Below are 17,600 nucleotides of genomic sequence, written 5' to 3'. Positions count from 1 at the left end.
CTGGCCTATCTGCCCCGCAATGCCCGCGATCTGATCGGCCGTCTGCCCGAATTTCGCAAGATGAGCCTGAAGCAGCTGGCTGAGTTTTCTGGCTCGTGGGATCCGCTCGAAATGGCGCTGGGGGTCGCCGCGATCAACGCCCATTACAACCGCTTCGATCTGCAAGGCGAGATGGGCAACGGAGCCCAGGCGTTCGGGCGCGAAGCCGGGCGGGTGGTGGTGGTCGGGGCCTTTCCCGGCCTGTCCGAAATGCTGCCCAATCCCCAGGTGATCGAAAACGATCCCCGCCCCGGCGAATATCCCACCATCGCGATGGATACCTTGTTGCCCGGCTGCGCGGCGGCGGTGGTTGCCTCCTCTACCCTGGTCAACCGCAACCTGCCCCGCATCCTGCGGCTGGCTCAAGGCTCGCGGATCGCCTTGGTCGGGCCGGTGACGCCGCTGACCCCCCGGCTGCACGCCTATGGAGTCGAAATCCTGGGCGGTCTGGTGATCCGCGATCCCAAAGGCTTGGGCGAGGCGATCCGCGCCGGGGCTCTTCCGCGCGAATTCGGCCGCTTTGGCCAATATCTCCATCTGCGCCGCGAGGATGCGGCCCCGGCCCGGCCGTGCCGATTGAACGGTCGCTGACGTTTGCCGATCTTTTTCTCGCCATGTCCGGCCTCGCTGACCGATTTGCCGTTGAATCCCGTCGGAGACGCTCTAGATATCTGTCCCGACAGGAGATGAACGGTGAAAGCTTTTCCGCAGACACATTCTGTTACGAAGCCGCGATGGATCGGTTGTCCTGCTGATACCTGCCGGTGCGATACTCGAGAGATAAGCCCGAGGATTCCGGCCATGACACGATCTCTGATGAAACTCCTGCTGTGCGGCGTCTGCGTTGCGGTGGTAACGATCGCGCCGGTTCGCCCCGCTTCGGCGCAAGAGCATTGGCGCCCGCCCTTCCGCGACCATGACGTTCGACGCTTCGACCATCGCCACCACGAGATGTGGCGTGGCGGCGAGTGGCGGCATGGGGCGCATTTCGGCCGTCGCGGTTGGTGGTGGGTCACCGGCGGTGCCTGGTATTATTACGACGCGCCGGTCTATCCCTATCCGATGATCGTTTCGGAATATGCGGTCCCGGCCGCGCCGCCCGGCTATGTTCCGCAGCCGCCGCCGGTCGTTATCCAACAGCCGCCGCCGGTGGTGGTCCAGCAACCGCCCGTGGTGGTCCAGCCGCCGCCCACCGTATTGGTTCAGCCGGCTCCGGTTCCCGCGCCGCCGCCGCCGCCGCAACAGCAGCAGCAGGTCTGGTATTATTGCGATAATCCGGCTGGCTATTACCCCTATGTGCCGAGTTGCGCCTCGCAATTCCGGCCCGTTCCCGCCCAGCAGAAGTGACCAGGAGGCCAAGAATGCGTCCAACGAAGTCGGTGGTTCTTACGATGTCCGCCCTGATTGCCCTGTCGGGATGTTCGTCCACTCCGCTCGGTCCCAAGGTGCAAGTCCTGCCCGCCGCCAACAAGCCGTTCGAGGTGTTCCGGATGGAACAGGCGGAATGCAAGCAATACGCTGCCGATCAAGTCGGCGGTCAGGCTGAAAACGCCAATACCCGCGCGATCGGCGCGGCGCTGATCGGTGGCGCGCTGGGGGCCGGTCTGGGGGCTGCGGTCGGTGGCGGGCAGGGAGCGGCGATCGGCGCGGCCGGTGGCGGCGTCGTCGGTACCGCTGTTGGTGCCAGCAACTCCCAGCGTGGCCAGGGCAGCATTCAGCAGCAATACGACAACGCCTATACCCAGTGCATGTACGCCAAGGGCAATCAGATCGCCCAGCCGGTCCAGACCGTGGTCCAGCCGGTGGTGGTCTATCCGCAGCAGCCCCCGGTGGTCTATGCGCCGCCGCCGACGGTGTATTACGCGGTGCCGCCGACCTACGCGCCGCAGCCGCAGGCCGCGCCGCCGACTTACGCGCCGCCGCCGTCGCAGCCGTAGCGGCAAGGAAAGAAAAAGGACCGGGAGGCTTTGTGGGCCTCCCGGTCCTTTTGTTCCGGCGTCCGGGCTAAATCTAGCGGTATTCGCGCAGGTCTTGAGCCAGTTGACGGGCGCGGGCCAACTGACGTCCGCCCATGCCGCGGCCCAGGCTGTCGCGGGCGACGGCGGCACCGGGCTGGCCGAGTGCTGCGGCAAGGTCGTACAGCGCATAGGCGCGGATCGGATCCTTGGCGGAGAACCCCTGTCCCTTCGCGGTCAGGTCCGCGATCAGCATCGTCGCGGCGGGGTGATTCTGGGCCGAGGCCGCCCGCAGCCAGCCGATCGCGGCGGCCAGATCCATCTTTAACTCGAAGCCCTCGGCCAGGGATTTGCCCAGCAGGTATTGCGCCTCGGCGTGGCCTTCGTTGGCGGCAAGAGTCAGCCAGTAGGCCCCGTCCTCGATGCCGGGACGCAGCAGCACCGCCTTATCCGCATCCTCGGTCGGCTTTGCGCTCATCCACACCGCGCCAAACGGCTTGTTGCCGCGATCCTTGTCCTTGGGCGACCATTCCTCGGTCTCGGGGATGCGCCAAGCGGCGGGTCGGGACAGCAGCATCCGTCCCAGGCGGAAGCGAGCCTCGACATCGGAATGAATCAGCGCGGCGAGGCGATACCATTTCTCCGCCTCGGAGAGCGAGGGGGCGACGCCATGGCCGCGTTCATAGGCTTCGGCCAAGGCGATCGCGGCTTTCTTGTTGCCATGCGATGCCTGTTCGGCAATCCAGCCCGCGCCGTCGATGCCGCCAGCCGAGGCGATCTGGCCCGAGATGAACAGCTCGGTCCAGCGCTTGCGCGCCGCCGCGTCACCCAATTGAGCGGCGCGATACCACCATTGCCCGGCCTGTTCCAGATTCTTGGGGAGGCCCGCACCGGTTTCGAGCGCCTTGGCCGCCTCGATCGCGGCGGGGGCGCTGCCATTGGCGGCGGCGAGGCTGAACCAGGAAAAAGCGGTTTTCTTGGCGTCGGCGGAGCGGCCCTTGCGGGCGGCGAGACCCAACTGATATTGCGCGTCGGCATCACCGCGCGAGGCGGCAACGGCGAGCCCGCCGCGTCCGCTGTCGGCGGCGGCGGGAGTCTTGCCGGTTTCGGCCGACGCCACCGTGGGAAGCGTGAAGGCGATCAACGCGGCGGCGAAGGCGGCGATCCTCATGAAGGGCGACTTTCCATTGTCTTGGAACGGGGGCGCATGATTCCACTTCCCGGGGTGGATGGCAATCGGAGCTTGGCCGCGAAAATCGTATGGCTAGGAGACAACCCGATTGCGTCCTTCGTCCTTGGCCCGGTAAAGCGCGGCGTCGGCGCGCAACAAGATCCGATCCGGCCCGGATTCGTTGCCCTGACGGTCGGCGACGCCCAGGCTGGCGGTTAGTCCGATCGTCGTTGGGGCGGGATCGACCGGGATCGCGATCTGGGCGATCGCCGCGCGCAGCCGCTCGGCCACGTCGAGCGCACCGGCAAGTGGCGTCTGCGGCAGCAGAATGGCGAATTCCTCCCCGCCCAACCGGCCCAACACGTCGATATCGCGCAATCCGGTCCGCATCGCCTGGGCCGCCAGCTTCAGCGCCCGGTCACCGGCGGCATGGCCGAAACGGTCGTTGACCTGCTTGAAATGGTCGAGGTCGATCATCACCAGCGACATCTGGCCGCCATAGCGCCCGGCGCGTTCGGCTTCCTGGGTGATCGCGGCGAAAAAGGCGCGGCGGTTCAGGGCACCGGTCAGGTCGTCGGTCGTCGCCAGCTCGCGCAGGCGGCGTTCCATCTCCTTGCGTTCGGTAATGTCGGTGATGGTGCCGACCCGGCCGCCCTCGGAACTGGGGTGGTCGAGCCGAGAGCGGCCGATGATGACGTCGCGCCGCTGCTCGCCGGTATCGAGCGCGGTTTCGAACGGGATGGAATCCGGCGTTTCCGGCAACAGGTCGGCGGCGTGAAGCCCGCTGCCCGCCGAGGCTCCGATCCCAAACAGGTCGCGGAAGGCCCGGTTGTGATGGGTCAACCGACCCGAGCGATCCTCGACCCAGACCGGGATCGGCAATTGCTCGACTAGGCTTTCCGAAAAGCGCAACGCGGCATTCAGGGCGCTGGTGCGTTCGATCACCCGCTGTTCGAGGGTCTGGTTGAGGGTCTCGATGGTGGAAATGCTGATCCATGAGCGCAGCCCGCCGACCAGGGCGGTGAACAGGCGCTGCGCCGTCAGGTCGGTCTTGTTGCGGTAATCGTTGATGTCATAGGCCAGCATCACGTCGTGCTCGGGGGCCTCGCCCGGCTGGCCGGTCCTCAGCACGATCGCCATGCGGTGGTTGGACAAATCCTCGCGGACATGGCGGACCAGATCGAGACCGGCGTTCGGGGTCTCCATCACCACGTCGAGCAGCATCACCGGGATGTCGGTACGGTCGGCCAGTATTCCCCGCGCCTCGGCGGCGGAAAAAGCGCTGATCACCTCGAAGGCGCGGTCCTGGAAGGTGAAATCGCGCAGCAGCACCCGCGTCATCGTGTGGATGTCGGCTTCGTCATCGACCACCAGCACCGGCCAGGGCGGCAAGGCGCGTTCGGTCTCGGCGGAACGGGCGGGGGTGCGGCGCAGCAGCAGACGCTTTCCCTCGGATTTGCCCTTGCCGTCCCGGTCGTCGGAAGATGGCGGCAGTGTCATCGGCAGGGCGGCTCCAGGTGAATCGGCGGCAGCGGGAGTCTCATGGAACCGATACCGGCAGGGTGAGGACGAAGGCGGTGCCGAGGGTGGAGGATTCGAGGACGATCGTTCCGGCCAACGGCCCGGTCACCAGATTGTAGACGATGTGCAGACCAAGCCCGGTTCCGCCGCTGCCCCGCCTTGTGGTGAAAAACGGATCGAAGATGCGGCCTCGATTCTGCGCCGGGATGCCCTTGCCGGAATCGGCATAGACAATCCGGACCTGATCGGGCTGGGGCTGATCGACCCGAATGGTGATCCGGCCGGGCTGATCCGGTTCGAAGGCGTGAACCAGACTGTTCATCACGAAATTGCCCAGCACCTGCGACAGCGCACCGGGATGGCTGTCCATCACGAGGCCGGAGGGACACTCGATCGTCACCTCGTGTCCGGCCTGCCGCAGATTCGGTCCCAGGCTGGCCATTGTCTCGTTCAAGGTCGCGCCAAGATCGAAGCGCCGCCGCTCGGCCGATGTGCGGTCAACCGCGACCTGCTTGAAGCTGCCGATCAGCGCGGCGGCCCGGCGGCAATTCGACAGAATCAAGTCCGATCCGTCGGTAACCGTCGCCATATAGCGGTCGAACTCGTCGGCCCCGATATCGTCGGCCTCGTACAGACGGCGCATCTGGGCGGTGGAATCGGCCAGATGCGAGGCGCAACTGAGCGCGATTCCGACCGGGGTGTTGATCTCGTGGGCGACACCGCCGACCAGGGCACCGAGCGAGGCCAGCTTTTCCGCCTGGACCAGCGATTCCTGTGCCGCCTTGAGGTCGGACAGCGCCTGTTCCGCCTCGGCGCGGCGGCGGGCCAGTTCGTGATTGAGACTGGATAATTGGGCCTGGAGCCGGTCGCTGACCTTCACCAGCCGCCGTTGCTCGCGCACGCTGCGGCCGAACGCCTCGATCAGGAGATCGACGCCCTTGCGGACCTCTTCCGGGGCGTCGGTCAGCCGTCCGCGCAGGGAATCCGATTGTTCGAGAACTTTTTCTTCAGCGTCGAACAGATCGAACGACATCGGTCAGTCCGTCGGCTCGGCGGCGACCAGGGTGAAGACGACGTGTTCAAGGTCTTCCTGAAAATCCTCGCCGAACTCCCGCATCGTGTCGTCGTCGGGGGCGTGCAGCCAGCGGACCGAAACCGGGGTTCCGGCCGCGGCGGCCCCGTCCAGCCGCTGGAAAATGTTCATCAGCGCCTTGGCGCTCGAGCTGTTGAAATACGCCAGATCGAACTCGGCCAGGACGTTCCGGCCGCCCGCTTCAGCCAGAAAGCGGTCGAGCGCGACGAACACCGGCCCGAACACCGCCGAGGCATCCTCGGGGTAAGATTCGCCGCGGAACCGGAGCGTCCCTTGCCCGAAATCGAACTCGATCTCGGGCGAACGCTCGGTCGCGGCGATCTTGAGGGAGTCAGAAACCATCTCAGATCGATACCTTCATGCAAAAAAAGAACGAGTTCGGATCGATACGGTCGAAATCGAACTCGATCGGATCGGAGGCGCGACGAGCGATCTCGATCAGGCCGATGGTGGCACCCCGGCTGCGCTCGTCCGGAGCCTCGCGCAGTTGCTCCTTGTAATAGGCCTTGATCTGATCCTTATCCATCCCCTGCAACCGCTCCAGCCGCTCGCGCAGCCGGGGTTCGTCGTCGGCCAGGACGATGTTGCCGCAGACGATGAAGAAACGGTTGGCCTCGCTACCGATCGTCACCATCCCCGAGGACAGTTCGATCGGTTGTCCGCTGTCGCTGGCAAGTTTTTCGGCGGAATAGCGGATGATGTTCTGGGATTGCTCGACGAACACCGAAAAGACTTTCTTGACCGTCCCGATGTCGGTCTCCTCCAGAGTCATTTTCTGGCGGAGAGCTTCGCCTAAAGAGTAAAGTATTCCTTCCGACAGGTAGCCCGAGAACGAAAATATGATGCCGCGTTGGTCGAGATCCTCTTTGAATGCGCGGTAATATTTCGCAAGCATGATGATTCTCGCTCGAAGGCTGCGCTGGGCCGGGGTGACGATATTTCCGCCCGGTCTGATATTGGTAGCATTCGCGACCGAACCGCTCAAGGCGTTCGTCAATTTTGTCGGTGGACCGAACCGTGTCCCGTCAGAACAAATCGGCCAATTTAACCGGAGGAATCCCCCCCATCGCCGGAAACAGCACCGCGGCGATCCGGGCGAAGCGGTCGGGGGCGTCGGTGGCGATCAGGCTCAGCCCGCCCTCTGCCCCCGACGGGGCGGCAAGTCCGGACGACAGCGCCTCTTCCAGCAATCCGGCGGTGGCCTCGGCGCAATCGACCAGCCGCACACCCGGCCCGGCCAGCCGTCCCAACGCCCGGCCCAGCAGCGGGAAATGGGTGCAGCCCAGCACCAGACAATCGGTTTGCGCGGCGGGATCGAGCAGAGGGCCGAGATAGTGACGGGCGACCGACTCGACGATCGGACCGTCGGTCAGACCTTCCTCGGCCAGGGCGACGAACAGGGGGCAGGGGGTACAGATCACATGCGCGCCCTTGCGTCGGCGCGCGATCGCCCGTTCATAGGCGCCGGAGCGGCAGGTTCCCTCGGTGGCGGCGACGACGATCCGGCCATGAGCCGACGCCAGCGCGGCCCCGGCGGCTCCGGCCTCGACGACGCCGATCACCGGCAGGCCGGGAAAGCGCGCCGCGATCGGTTCCAGCGCCACCGCCGAGGCGGTGTTGCAGGCGACGACCAGCGCCTTGATCCCGCGACCGACCAGGAACTCAGCCGCCTTCAGGGCATAGCGCACCACCGTCTGCGGCGATTTGGTGCCATAGGGCTGGCGGGCGAGATCGCCGATATAGAGCAGCCGCTCGCCCGGCATCCGCTGGCGGATCGCCGCCGCGACGGTCAGCCCGCCGACGCCGGAATCGAAAATACCAACGGGAAGGGATGCCGGGTCGGCGACCGGGGGCGGGGACATCATCGGCGGGGGGAGTCCTGATTTCTGCGACGGCGTAAGCGGTGCCCACAGCGTTTACTCCGCCGCAGGGCCGCCGCGCTACTGCTTCCTTGGGGCGTCAGGGTTGCGCCTCCGGCCCGACCGGCAGAATGACGGTGCCGGGACAATTGTCCGAGCGGCGGGCCGAATCGGGGCAGGGGATCGGTGCCAGCGAACGGTCGAGGCAGACCCGCACCTCGCTTAAGGTTTTGCCCTTGCAGGTCGGAAAGATCGCTTGGGACGGCACCGGGAAATGCTGCTTGAGCTCGCCGACCCGGATTTTGCTGGGCGCGGTCGGGCGCAGATCGCTCGCGGTGCCGACTGTCCCGACCGCCGCGACGATCTTGGCGAAATACTCGCCGCTGCGAGGCGTGGCGCACGTCCCGTGCTTGCTCCATTCGTGGCGGCGCAGATCGGTTCCGATCATCACCCCATCCAATTGCGGCGGTACCGCGTCGGGGCGGAACGGCTCGGCCCCGCCGCAGCATTGCGGCCACAACGCGCCGCCGCCCTGCGCCGTCGCCGCCGCCGAACCGGGGAGGTATTGCGGCCACAATCCGTGGACGACGAAGCCCCGGGCGGGTGCGGCGGTGCCGCACTGGTCGGGGTGCTTCGCTCCGGCCGGGGTGGCGCAGAAGGCGGGAGACCAGGACAGGCTGAGCAGATAATAATCGAACTGTCCGGTGCTGCCCCGGGCCGGGCGGCAGGATTGACCCTCGGCCCCGGCTCCAGACGGCAGTGCCAGCAGCGCCGCCAGCAGCACCACGGACAGCCCCCGGCGGGATAAGACGAAGTGGATAATCCGATTCATTGCTGTTCCTCCGGCTGCCCTTCATGAAAAGCTTGGCGAGTGGAAATCGATGGGGCGGGATTTTATACTGCATCCGTCAGGTGAGGAGAAAACCCCAATGGGGGACCAAGGCCCGGCCTATCTGCGCAAGATCACCAACGACGTGCTCGATGCCCTGGTCCAGGCGGCGGAGCGCGCCGCTGCCGGTCGCCCCCTGTCGGTCGGTTTGCTGGAGGAAATCGTCGCCGGGCTGAAGGAATCGGCGGCGTTCGACGATTTCTACCGTCGCTCCTTTGCCGAGATCGCCGGGATCGTCGGCGCCGAGGACATCGATCAGCGCCGCACCAACGCCTTTGGCCGTCTGATGATCCATCCGCTCGATCCGCTGTTCGATTCAGGGGCGTTGGACCGCGCCGTGATCGGGAACCTGTTTTCGTTCCTGCTGATGGTGTTGGGGGAGGAGGCCGAGGCCAATGCCGTCCGCTGCCGCGACGTCCTGGCGACGTTGCGCGAGGAATTGGGGACGTCGTTTAACTGGGAGGCGTTCTTCGACGATCCCGAGGTGCGGCTGGTCGAATGGCGGGTGCTGTTGCAGGTGGCCGAATTGTTCAAGCGGTTCGACGTCCGCAAGGATTGGTTCATCAAGCTGATGCTGCACCGTCAGAACACCGTCAGCGTCGCCTCGAACGCCTTTTACACGATTGATCACGACTCGACTGCCGAGCCGATTACCTTTGGCGAGCAGGAATTCGCGTTGATCTTTCACGCCTGGTTCGATCCGCTGGAAACCCTGTCGCCGCGCGACGACCTTGCCTTTCGTCGCGCTTTTGGGGCGCCCCCTCACGCCCGGATCGGCGCTTTCCTGACCCATTTGGCCGGTTGCCCGGTTGCGCCAGTCGGGTGCGGGTGCTAACGTCCCGGCTCCGCCCGCCCTTCCGGAGTCGTCAAGGCCCATGTCCCTGGACATATCCGCCGTTCGTGCCATCGCCACCCTGGCTCGTATCGAGCTTGGCGAGGAGGAGCTTGCTCCTCTCGCCGGTGAGCTTTCCAATATCTTGAATTTCGTCGAGCATCTGTCGGAAGTGAATACCGACGGGATCGAGCCAATGAGTTCGGTTGCCGATCTCAGCCTGCCGATGCGTGCCGATCTGGTCACCGATGGCGATATCGCCGAACAGATTCTGGCCAACGCCCCCGAAGCCGCCGAGGGCTTTTTCACCGTTCCGAAGGTGGTGGAATGAGCGAGCTGACCCATCTGACCCTGGCCCAGGCCCGCGACCGTCTGGTCAAGGGCGAGACCAGCGCCGTCGAACTGACCCGTGCCCATATTGCCCAGGTCGAGGCCAAGCGTCACCTGAACGCCTTCATCACCGAAACGCCCGAGCGGGCGCTGGCCGAGGCCGAGGCGTCCGACGCCCGCCGCCGCCAGGGTACCGCCGGGGCGATGGAGGGGTTGCCGATCGGAATCAAGGATCTGTTCTGCACCGAGGGTGTCCGCACCACCGCCGCCAGCAAGATTCTCGACGGCTTCGTCCCGCCTTATGAATCGACCGTTTCCGGCAATCTGAAGACGGCCGGGGCGATTTCGCTCGGCAAGCTCAATCTCGACGAATTCGCGATGGGCTCGTCGAACAAGACCAGCGCGTTCGGCCCGGCGATCAATCCGTGGACCCGTCGCTCCGATCCTGCCGCCAAGCTGGTTCCCGGCGGTTCGTCGGGCGGCTCGGCTGCCGCCGTCGCGGCGCGGATGGTGCTGGGCGCGACCGGCACCGATACCGGTGGCTCGATCCGTCAGCCCGCCGCCTTCTGCGGCATCACCGGGATCAAGCCGACCTATGGCCGCTGTTCCCGATACGGCATCGTCGCCTTCGCCAGTTCGCTCGATCAGGCTGGGCCGATGGCCCGCACCGTGCGTGATTGCGCGATTATGCTGGGCGCGATGGCCGGGTTCGATCCCAAGGATTCGACTTCGGTCAATCTGAAGGTGCCGGATTTCGAAGCGGCGCTGACCGGCGACATTCGCGGGCTGAAGGTCGGCATTCCGCGCGAATACCGTCCCGACGGTCTGTCCGCCGAGATTTCCGAGGTGTGGGAGAAGGGTATCGCCTGGCTGAAAGAGGCCGGGGCCGAGCCGGTCGAGATCAATCTGCCCCACACCAAATACGCGCTGCCGACCTATTACATCGTCGCTCCGGCCGAGGCCTCGTCGAATCTGGCCCGTTATGACGGTCTGCGCTTTGGCCAGCGGGTGCCGGGCAAGAGCCTGGACGAGATGTATGCGAAGTCGCGTGCCGCCGGGTTCGGTCCCGAGGTGCGCCGCCGCATCCTGATCGGAACCTATGTGCTGTCGGCCGGGTATTACGACGCCTATTACGCCAAGGCGCAGAAGGTCCGTCGTCTGATCGCCGAGGATTTCCGCAAGGCGTTCGAGACCGTCGATGTGATCCTGACTCCGACCGCGCCCAGCCCGGCCTTTGGCCTGGACGAGAATACCGACGATCCGGTGACGATGTGGCTGAACGACGTGTTCACCATCCCGACCTCGCTGGCCGGTCTGCCGGGCCTGTCGCTGCCAGCCGGTCTGTCGTCCGACGGGCTGCCGCTGGGGCTGCAACTGATCGGTCGTCCGTTCGACGAGGAAACCGTGTTCAAGGTCGCCGGGGTGATGGAATCCGCCGCCGGATTCGACGTGTCGCCGGAGGGCGTGTGATGGCTTACCTGATTGAGGGCGAAACCGGCACGTGGGAGATCGTCATCGGGCTGGAAGTCCATGCCCAGGTGATTTCGAACGCCAAACTGTTTTCCGGTGCCGCCACCACCTTTGGCGCCGAACCGAATTCGCAGGTCAGCTTCGTCGATGCCGGCTTTCCCGGCATGTTGCCGGTGATCAATGCAGTCTGTGTCAGCCAAGCGGTCCGCACCGGACTGGGGCTGAAGGCGAAGATCAACCTGACCAGCGTGTTCGCCCGCAAGAACTACTTCTATGCCGATCTGCCTCAGGGCTATCAGATCAGCCAGTACGACAAGCCGATTGTCGGCGAGGGCGAACTGATCCTCGATCTGGCTGACGGCTCGACCCGCACCGTTGGGATCGAACGGCTGCATCTGGAGCAGGACGCGGGCAAGTCGATCCACGACATGCACCCGACCAAGTCGTTCATCGACCTCAACCGCTCCGGCGTCGCGCTGATGGAGATCGTGTCGAAGCCCGATCTGCGCTCGCCGGAAGAGGCGGGTCTGTATCTGACCAAGCTGCGCTCGATCCTGCGCTATCTCGGCACCTGCGACGGCAACATGCAGGAAGGCAGCATGCGCTGCGACGCCAATGTCAGCGTCCGTCCGGTCGGTTCGACCGAATTGCGCACCCGCTGCGAGATCAAAAACGTCAACTCGATCCGCTTCGTCCAGCAGGCGATCGAGTACGAGGCGCGCCGTCACGTCGAGGTCTATGAATCCGGTGGCGAGATTCGTCAGGAAACCCGCCTGTTCGATTCCGGCCGGGTCGAGACCCGCTCGATGCGGTCGAAGGAACATGCCCACGATTACCGCTATTTCCCCGATCCCGACCTGCTGCCGCTGGTGATCGAGCAGGCGTTCGTCGATGAGATCAAGGCGGGGCTGCCCGAACTGCCCGACGAGAAGAAGGCGCGCTTCATGGCCGAATACGGCCTCAACGCCTATGATGCCGGGGTTCTCGTCGCGGAAAAGATTTCGGCCGAGTTCTTCGAGACGGTGGCCAAGGGCCGCGACCCCAAGCTCGCCTGCAACTGGGTGATGGGCGACTTCTTCGCCGCCCTCAATGCCAGTGGCAAGACGATCGAGGAGCCGCCGGTCACCGCCGCCAATCTGGGGGCGATGATCGACCTGATCACCGACGGCACCCTGTCCGGCCGTCTGGCCAAGGACGTCTTCGCCCTGATGGTCGAAACCGGCAAGGCTCCGGGCGTGCTGGTCGAAGAGCGTGGTCTGAAACAGGTCACCGATACCGGCGCGATCGAAGCCGCCATTGATGCCGTGATCGCCGCCAATCCGGACAAGGTGCAGCAGGTCAGAGACGGCAAGACCACGCTGCTCGGCTGGTTCGTCGGTCAGGTGATGAAGGCGACCCAGGGCAAGGCCAACCCGGCCCTGGTCAACGAATTGCTGGCCAAGAAGGTGCAGGGCTAAGGCGTGAAGCCTTTAAGAAGGGGGCGGATAGCCCCGGTCGGGGTGTGGGGCGATGCCCCACACCGCTACGGCCACGTTCGCAGGCCTGCTCAGGCGCGGACGCTGGCGAGGAAGGCTTCGGCTTCGCTGGTCAGGTGCTCGACCGCTTCGGTCAGGCTGTCGGCGCTCCAGATCACCCGGACGGTTCCGGCACAGGCGAGGGCCGAGGATTTCGACAAAGCGCCGACGCTTTTCGAGACGGTTGCGGCCTGACGGGCGACTTCGTCGATATTGCCCGAGATTTCGCGGGTCGAGGCTTCCTGCTGCTGCACCGCGCTGGCAATCGCCGCCGACACTTCGTCCAGGGTGCGGATGACACCCACCACCCCTTCGATACTGTGGCCCATATCGAGGGTCGAAGCCTGGATTTCGGCGACCTGACGCGAGATGTCCTCGGTCGCCTTGGCGGTCTGGTTGGCGAGATGCTTGACCTCGCCCGCGACAACGGCAAAGCCCTTTCCCGCCTCTCCGGCGCGGGCCGCCTCGATGGTGGCGTTCAAGGCGAGCAGATTGGTTTGCGCCGCGATATCGCTGATCAGCTTGACCACCTCGCCAATCGACTGAACCGATTGAGCCAATCCGGTCATCCGTTGCGCGGTGGAATCGACGCTGGCAACCGCCTGGGCCGAGATTTCGCTGGAATGGGCGACCTGGGTGGCGATCTCGTTGACGGCCAGCGCGAGTTGGCGGGTCGCCTCGGCGGCCAGGGCGGCACGTTGGTTGGTGACTCTGGCCGCTTCGCCCACCGCCAGCGAGTTGCTGCCGCTATGTTCCGAGCGGTTGACCATCTTTTCGGCGATGGCGCAAATGGCATCCGAGGCGCCGCTGACCTCGGCGACCTTGGCGTTGACGGTGGCCTCGAACGAAGCGGCCGTCGCGTGCATGTCGGCACTGCGGCGGGCGCTCTGAAGCCGGGCGGTTTCCTTGGCCTCGGCCTCCATCCGGGCGTTGGCGATGATATTGTCCTTGAAGACGACCAGGGCGCGGGCGATGGCGCCGAACTCGTCGGTGCGGTTGGCTCCCGGCACCTCGATGCCGGTATCGCCGTCGGACAGCCGCCTCATCGTCGCGACGGTGCTGGCGATCTGCCCGCTGATCGAGCGCGCCACCAGGGCAATCAGGACCAGCGCCAGCCCGGCCAGAATGACAGTTACGGCGATCACCGCCAGTTTGACCGAGGATTCGGTGGCGGCGGCTTTTTCCTCGGTGGCCTTGCCCATCGCGTTGGCGGCGACGACGACATCGTCGATCGCGGCGCGATGCTCGCGATACAGCGCGGTCAGGTCGGCGAAACTGGCCAGCGCGGCGGCGCGGTCGCCCTGTTCCAGCGCGGGGAAGAACACGGATTCTGCCGTTACGAAGAAGCGTTGGGCGGGGAGATAAGACCGCTTCAGCAGATCGTCGGCGATCTTGCCCTCCAGACCGGCCGCGGCCCAGACGGCGTGGCGGTCGTCGTAATCGCGGCGCAGGCGGGCAAAGCTGTCACGCGCGGCGGCGATGCCGGACGGTGTCTCGTCCAGCGCGGTGGCGGTGGTCAGGTAGGATTCGATGATGTATTCCGGCGGCGGCAGGATGTCGGCGACGAGATCCTTGGCCTGGACGACCTGGGCATAGATCGGCCCGTTGACCTTGAGGGTGTTGAAGGCGAGCCACCATCCGCCGGAGATTCCGGCCAGGGCCACGCTCACCGCCGCACCGAGAACGAACAGCTTGCCTCTGATGGTCAACGACATGTCGGCTCCCCAGGCTGTTGTTTCGTAGGCTCCGCTAAAGATGCATATTTAGCCTGCCGGACCGAAACGGCGAAGAAAAAAACAGGATGGAGTGGGATTTAGTCTGTATTCGTCAATTAATATCAATCATGTTTGATTGAATAGCGGGGGTGGTTATTGCGCTATTGGCGTGGACAACCAACTGCACACTAGAAGGGCAGCAATCAAAGCGGACAAATCGGCCAGGAGGCCGACAACCAGGGCGTGACGAATGCGCCGAATGCCGACCGCGCCGAAATAGACTGCCAACACATAAAATGTGGTTTCAGTCGAGCCATACAAGGTGCCGAGCAGGATCCCGAGATAACCGTCGGGCCCGATCGCCGGGTCTTTCATCTGGGCGGCGAGCAGGCCATAGGAGCCCGATCCCGACAAGGTCCGCATTGCCGCCATCATCAACGCCTCGGCGGGCAGGCCGAGCGGCGCGGTGAGGCGACCCAGCGGCTCCAGGATCGCGGCCAGCACGCCCGAGGCGCGGATCATCCCGACCGCCATCAGGATCGCGACCAGATAGGGGATGATCTTGACCGCGACGCCGAATCCGGCGCGGGCTCCGGCGACGAAGGTTTCATAGACCGCGACCCGCTTCGCCGCGCCATAGAGCAGGATCCCGGCGACCAAACCGGGCAGCAGCCACGGTCCGATCAACGTGCCATAGGCCAGCAACAGCGGCACCAGCGCCAGCAGGACCACGACGGCGACCACGCTCGGCCACGACAGGGGCGGGGCGGGATCGCGCCGGGGCAGCGACGGCAGCGGAACGGGGGCGGGCGAGACGCGTTGCAGCCCGCGCGCGGCCAGCACGGCGACGACGAGGGCGACCAGGGTGGCGGCCAGGGTCGGCCCGACCACTGCCGCCGGATCGGCCGCGCCGGTCGAGGCGCGCAACGCGATCACCTTGGTCGGTAACAAGGTGAGTCCGGCGGTGTTGATGGCGAGGAACAGCACCTGGGCGTTGCTGGCGGTGCCGGGGTGGGGGTTCAGCCGCTCCAGATGCTCCATCGCCCGGATGCCGAACGGCGTCGCGGCATTGCCAAGCCCCAGCAGGTTGGCGGCGATGTTCATCACCATCGCCCCCATCGCTGGGTGATCGGCCGGGATTTCGGGAAACAACCGGGTCAGCAGGGGGCGGAGCAGGCGGGCGACCGAATCGAGCAGGCCAGCGGCCTCGGCCACCTTCATCAGGCCGAGGAACAGCGCCATGATCCCGATCAGCCCGAAGGCGAGCGGGACCGAGGCTGCGGCCTGTTCGACGATCGCGGCCGACAGCGCTTCCATCGCGCCGCCGGGTCCGCTCACTTCGGTCCAGGCGGCGGCAGCGAACGAAGCGGCGACGAGGACGAGGAAGACGGCGTTCATGGCGGTCCGTCTTCCTCGGTTCGGGCTAGCGGGTCAGCGGCTTGTACTTCAGCCGGTGCGGCTGATCGGCCTCGGTGCCAAGGCGGCGATGACGGTCGGCCTCGTAATCCTGGTAATTGCCTTCGAAGAAGACGACCTGGGAATCGCCTTCGAAGGCCAGGATGTGGGTGGCGATGCGGTCGAGGAACCAGCGATCGTGGCTGATCACCACCGCGCAGCCGGGGAATTCGGCCAAGGCGTCTTCGAGGGCCGACAACGTCTCGACGTCGAGATCGTTGGTCGGTTCGTCGAGCAGGATGACGTTGGCCGGACGCGACAGCATCTTGGCGAGGTGAACGCGGTTGCGCTCACCGCCCGACAGCACGCCGACTTTCTTCTGCTGGTCGGGACCACGGAAGTTGAACAGACCGGCATAGGCGCGGGCGTTGATCTTGCGCCGACCGACGTCGATTTCTTCCTGGCCGTCGGAGATTTCCTCGAACACCGTCTTTTCCGGGTCGAGCGAATCGCGGCTCTGATCGACATAGCCCAGCACGACGGTGTCGCCGACGGTGAAGGTGCCGACATCGGGCTGTTCCTGGCCGGTGATCATCCGAAACAGGGTGGTCTTACCGGCACCGTTGGGGCCGATGACGCCGACAATGCCGCCCGGCGGCAGACGGAAGGACAGGTTTTCATAGAGCAGCCGGTCGCCGAAGCCCTTCGAGACGCCCTCGACCTCGATCACCTTGCCGCCCAGACGCGGGCCGGGGGGAATCGAGATCTGCGCTGCGCCGGTGGCCTTTTCCTGCGACTTGGCGACGAGATCCTCGAAGGCGGTGATGCGGGCCTTGCTCTTGGTCTGGCGGGCCTTCGGGCTGGCGCGGACCCATTCCAATTCGTCGCGGATCGAGCGCTGGCGGGCGCTTTCCTCGCGCTCTTCCTGCTGGAGCCGCTTTTCCTTCTGCTCGAGCCAGCCGGTGTAATTGCCCTCGTAGGGAATGCCGTGGCCGCGTTCGAGTTCGAGAATCCAGCCGGTGACGTTGTCGAGGAAGTAACGATCGTGGGTGACGATCACCACGGTTCCGGAATAATCCTCGAGGTAGCGTTCCAGCCACGCCACCGATTCGGCGTCCAAATGGTTGGTCGGTTCGTCGAGCAGCAGCATGTCGGGATGCGACATCAGCAGGCGGCACAACGCGACGCGGCGACGCTCGCCGCCCGACAGGGTGGTGACGTCGGCATCGCCGGGCGGGCAGCGCAGCGCGTCCATCGCAATTTCGATCGTGCGCTGAAGATCCCAGGCGTTGAGATGGTCGATTTTTTCCTGAAGCTCGCCCTGTTCGGCGATCAGGGCGTTCATCTCGTCGTCGGTCAGTTCCTCGGCGAAGCGGGCCGACACCTCGTCGAAGCGGTCGAGCAGCGCCTTGGTTTCCGCGACGGCTTCCATCACGTTGCCCATCACGTCCTTGGCAGGGTCGAGCTGCGGCTCCTGGGCCAGATAGCCGATCTTGACACCGTCGGCGGCCCAGGCTTCGCCGCCATATTCCTTGTCGATCCCGGCCATGATCTTCAGCAGGGTCGACTTACCCGCGCCGTTCGCACCCAGCACGCCGATCTTGGCGCCGGGCAGGAAGCTCAGGTAAAGCCCCTTCATGATCTCCTTGCCGCCCGGATAGGCCTTGGTCAGGTTCTTCATTACATAGACGTACTGATAGGCGGCCATCGGCGCTCTCCGGTCGAGGACAGGGACATCGGGTTTGGGAAACAGTCAGTAGACAAGCCGGACCGCCCCGTCAAGCAGGGCAATCGCCTGTGGCGATTGCCCTGCTTGA

Annotated in this window: 17 protein-coding genes; 7 read left to right on the top strand and 10 right to left on the bottom strand. The window is 65.3% G+C overall.

All coding sequences use genetic code 11. From position 1 onward, the window contains the following. From BLW40_RS10490 to BLW40_RS10480, 3 genes are all read left to right on the top strand, one after another. On the top strand, nt 1–630 hold a 630-nt coding region (locus tag BLW40_RS10490; RefSeq protein ID WP_244511132.1), incomplete at its 5' end, for a Rossmann-like domain-containing protein. A 210-nt stretch (nt 631–840) separates the two neighbouring features. Next, nucleotides 841–1,386, top strand: coding sequence for a hypothetical protein (locus tag BLW40_RS10485; RefSeq protein ID WP_139305561.1), 546 nt, complete (start codon nt 841–843; stop codon nt 1,384–1,386). Nucleotides 1,387–1,400: 14 nt separating this feature from the next. Further along, nucleotides 1,401–1,976 carry a hypothetical protein gene (locus BLW40_RS10480; RefSeq protein ID WP_074768284.1) on the top strand — a complete coding sequence of 192 codons (576 nt, stop codon included), beginning with the start codon at nt 1,401–1,403 and terminating at the stop codon, nt 1,974–1,976. A 73-nt stretch (nt 1,977–2,049) separates the two neighbouring features. Here BLW40_RS10480 and BLW40_RS10475 read toward each other — a convergent pair whose 3' ends face one another. The 7 genes from BLW40_RS10475 to BLW40_RS10445 form a co-directional block, all read right to left on the bottom strand. Continuing rightward, nucleotides 2,050–3,165 (bottom strand): tetratricopeptide repeat protein, encoded by a 1,116-nt coding sequence (locus BLW40_RS10475; RefSeq protein WP_074768282.1) that lies wholly within the window; start codon nt 3,163–3,165, stop codon nt 2,050–2,052. Nucleotides 3,166–3,258: 93 nt separating this feature from the next. Further along, on the bottom strand, nt 3,259–4,665 hold the full coding sequence (locus BLW40_RS10470) for a sensor domain-containing diguanylate cyclase (protein WP_074768280.1): 1,407 nt from the start codon (nt 4,663–4,665) through the stop codon (nt 3,259–3,261). A 40-nt stretch (nt 4,666–4,705) separates the two neighbouring features. After that, nucleotides 4,706–5,719, bottom strand: a complete 1,014-nt coding sequence (locus BLW40_RS10465; RefSeq protein ID WP_074768278.1) for a sensor histidine kinase — start codon at nt 5,717–5,719, stop codon at nt 4,706–4,708. Between the two features lie 3 nt (nt 5,720–5,722). Beyond that, nucleotides 5,723–6,121: a DUF1987 domain-containing protein gene (locus BLW40_RS10460; RefSeq protein ID WP_074768276.1), complete on the bottom strand. Its 399-nt coding sequence runs from the start codon at nt 6,119–6,121 to the stop codon at nt 5,723–5,725. A gap of 1 nt (nt 6,122) precedes the next feature. Further along, the gene (locus tag BLW40_RS10455; RefSeq protein ID WP_074768274.1) at nt 6,123–6,674 is read right to left on the bottom strand and encodes a SiaB family protein kinase; all 552 of its coding nucleotides are present in this window, start codon (nt 6,672–6,674) and stop codon (nt 6,123–6,125) included. Between the two features lie 130 nt (nt 6,675–6,804). Next, a complete protein-coding gene (gene murI, locus BLW40_RS10450) occupies nt 6,805–7,644 on the bottom strand; it encodes a glutamate racemase (protein WP_074768272.1) in 840 nt (279 codons plus the stop codon). Between the two features lie 94 nt (nt 7,645–7,738). Beyond that, nucleotides 7,739–8,470, bottom strand: a complete 732-nt coding sequence (locus BLW40_RS10445; RefSeq protein ID WP_074768270.1) for a ribonuclease T2 family protein — start codon at nt 8,468–8,470, stop codon at nt 7,739–7,741. A gap of 97 nt (nt 8,471–8,567) precedes the next feature. Here BLW40_RS10445 and BLW40_RS10440 point away from each other — a divergent pair, with 97 nt between their 5' ends. The 4 genes from BLW40_RS10440 to gatB are packed head-to-tail and all read left to right on the top strand — an operon-like array spanning nt 8,568 to nt 12,616. Beyond that, nucleotides 8,568–9,362, top strand: a complete 795-nt coding sequence (locus BLW40_RS10440) for a hypothetical protein (RefSeq protein WP_074768268.1) — start codon at nt 8,568–8,570, stop codon at nt 9,360–9,362. A gap of 40 nt (nt 9,363–9,402) precedes the next feature. Beyond that, nucleotides 9,403–9,690, top strand: coding sequence for an Asp-tRNA(Asn)/Glu-tRNA(Gln) amidotransferase subunit GatC (gatC, locus tag BLW40_RS10435; RefSeq protein WP_074768266.1), 288 nt, complete (start codon nt 9,403–9,405; stop codon nt 9,688–9,690). After that, complete coding sequence (gene gatA, locus BLW40_RS10430) at nt 9,687–11,159, top strand: Asp-tRNA(Asn)/Glu-tRNA(Gln) amidotransferase subunit GatA (protein WP_074768264.1); 1,473 nt, start codon at nt 9,687–9,689, stop codon at nt 11,157–11,159. The genes gatC and gatA overlap by 4 nt, the downstream gene beginning before the upstream one ends. Continuing rightward, nucleotides 11,159–12,616, top strand: a complete 1,458-nt coding sequence (gene gatB / locus BLW40_RS10425; RefSeq protein ID WP_074768262.1) for an Asp-tRNA(Asn)/Glu-tRNA(Gln) amidotransferase subunit GatB — start codon at nt 11,159–11,161, stop codon at nt 12,614–12,616. Before gatA ends, gatB begins: the two co-directional genes overlap by 1 nt. A gap of 89 nt (nt 12,617–12,705) precedes the next feature. On the opposite strand, the gene BLW40_RS10420 is transcribed toward gatB, so the two are convergent. The 3 genes from BLW40_RS10420 to ettA all read right to left on the bottom strand — a co-directional run bounded on the left by BLW40_RS10420 (nt 12,706) and on the right by ettA (nt 17,491). After that, on the bottom strand, nt 12,706–14,388 hold the full coding sequence (locus BLW40_RS10420; RefSeq protein WP_074768260.1) for a methyl-accepting chemotaxis protein: 1,683 nt from the start codon (nt 14,386–14,388) through the stop codon (nt 12,706–12,708). A 153-nt stretch (nt 14,389–14,541) separates the two neighbouring features. After that, nucleotides 14,542–15,786 (bottom strand): nucleoside recognition domain-containing protein, encoded by a 1,245-nt coding sequence (locus BLW40_RS10415; protein ID WP_074768258.1) that lies wholly within the window; start codon nt 15,784–15,786, stop codon nt 14,542–14,544. 25 nt (nt 15,787–15,811) lie between these two features. Continuing rightward, complete coding sequence (gene ettA, locus BLW40_RS10410; RefSeq protein ID WP_074768256.1) at nt 15,812–17,491, bottom strand: energy-dependent translational throttle protein EttA; 1,680 nt, start codon at nt 17,489–17,491, stop codon at nt 15,812–15,814. Nucleotides 17,492–17,600 lie beyond the last annotated feature (109 nt).

This window comes from Magnetospirillum fulvum (assembly GCF_900108475.1).
GTDB classification, from domain to species: domain Bacteria; phylum Pseudomonadota; class Alphaproteobacteria; order Rhodospirillales; family Magnetospirillaceae; genus Phaeospirillum; species Phaeospirillum fulvum_A.
The sequence above is the reverse complement of the archived record's forward strand: the minus strand, read 5'-3'. Positions and strand labels throughout refer to the sequence as shown.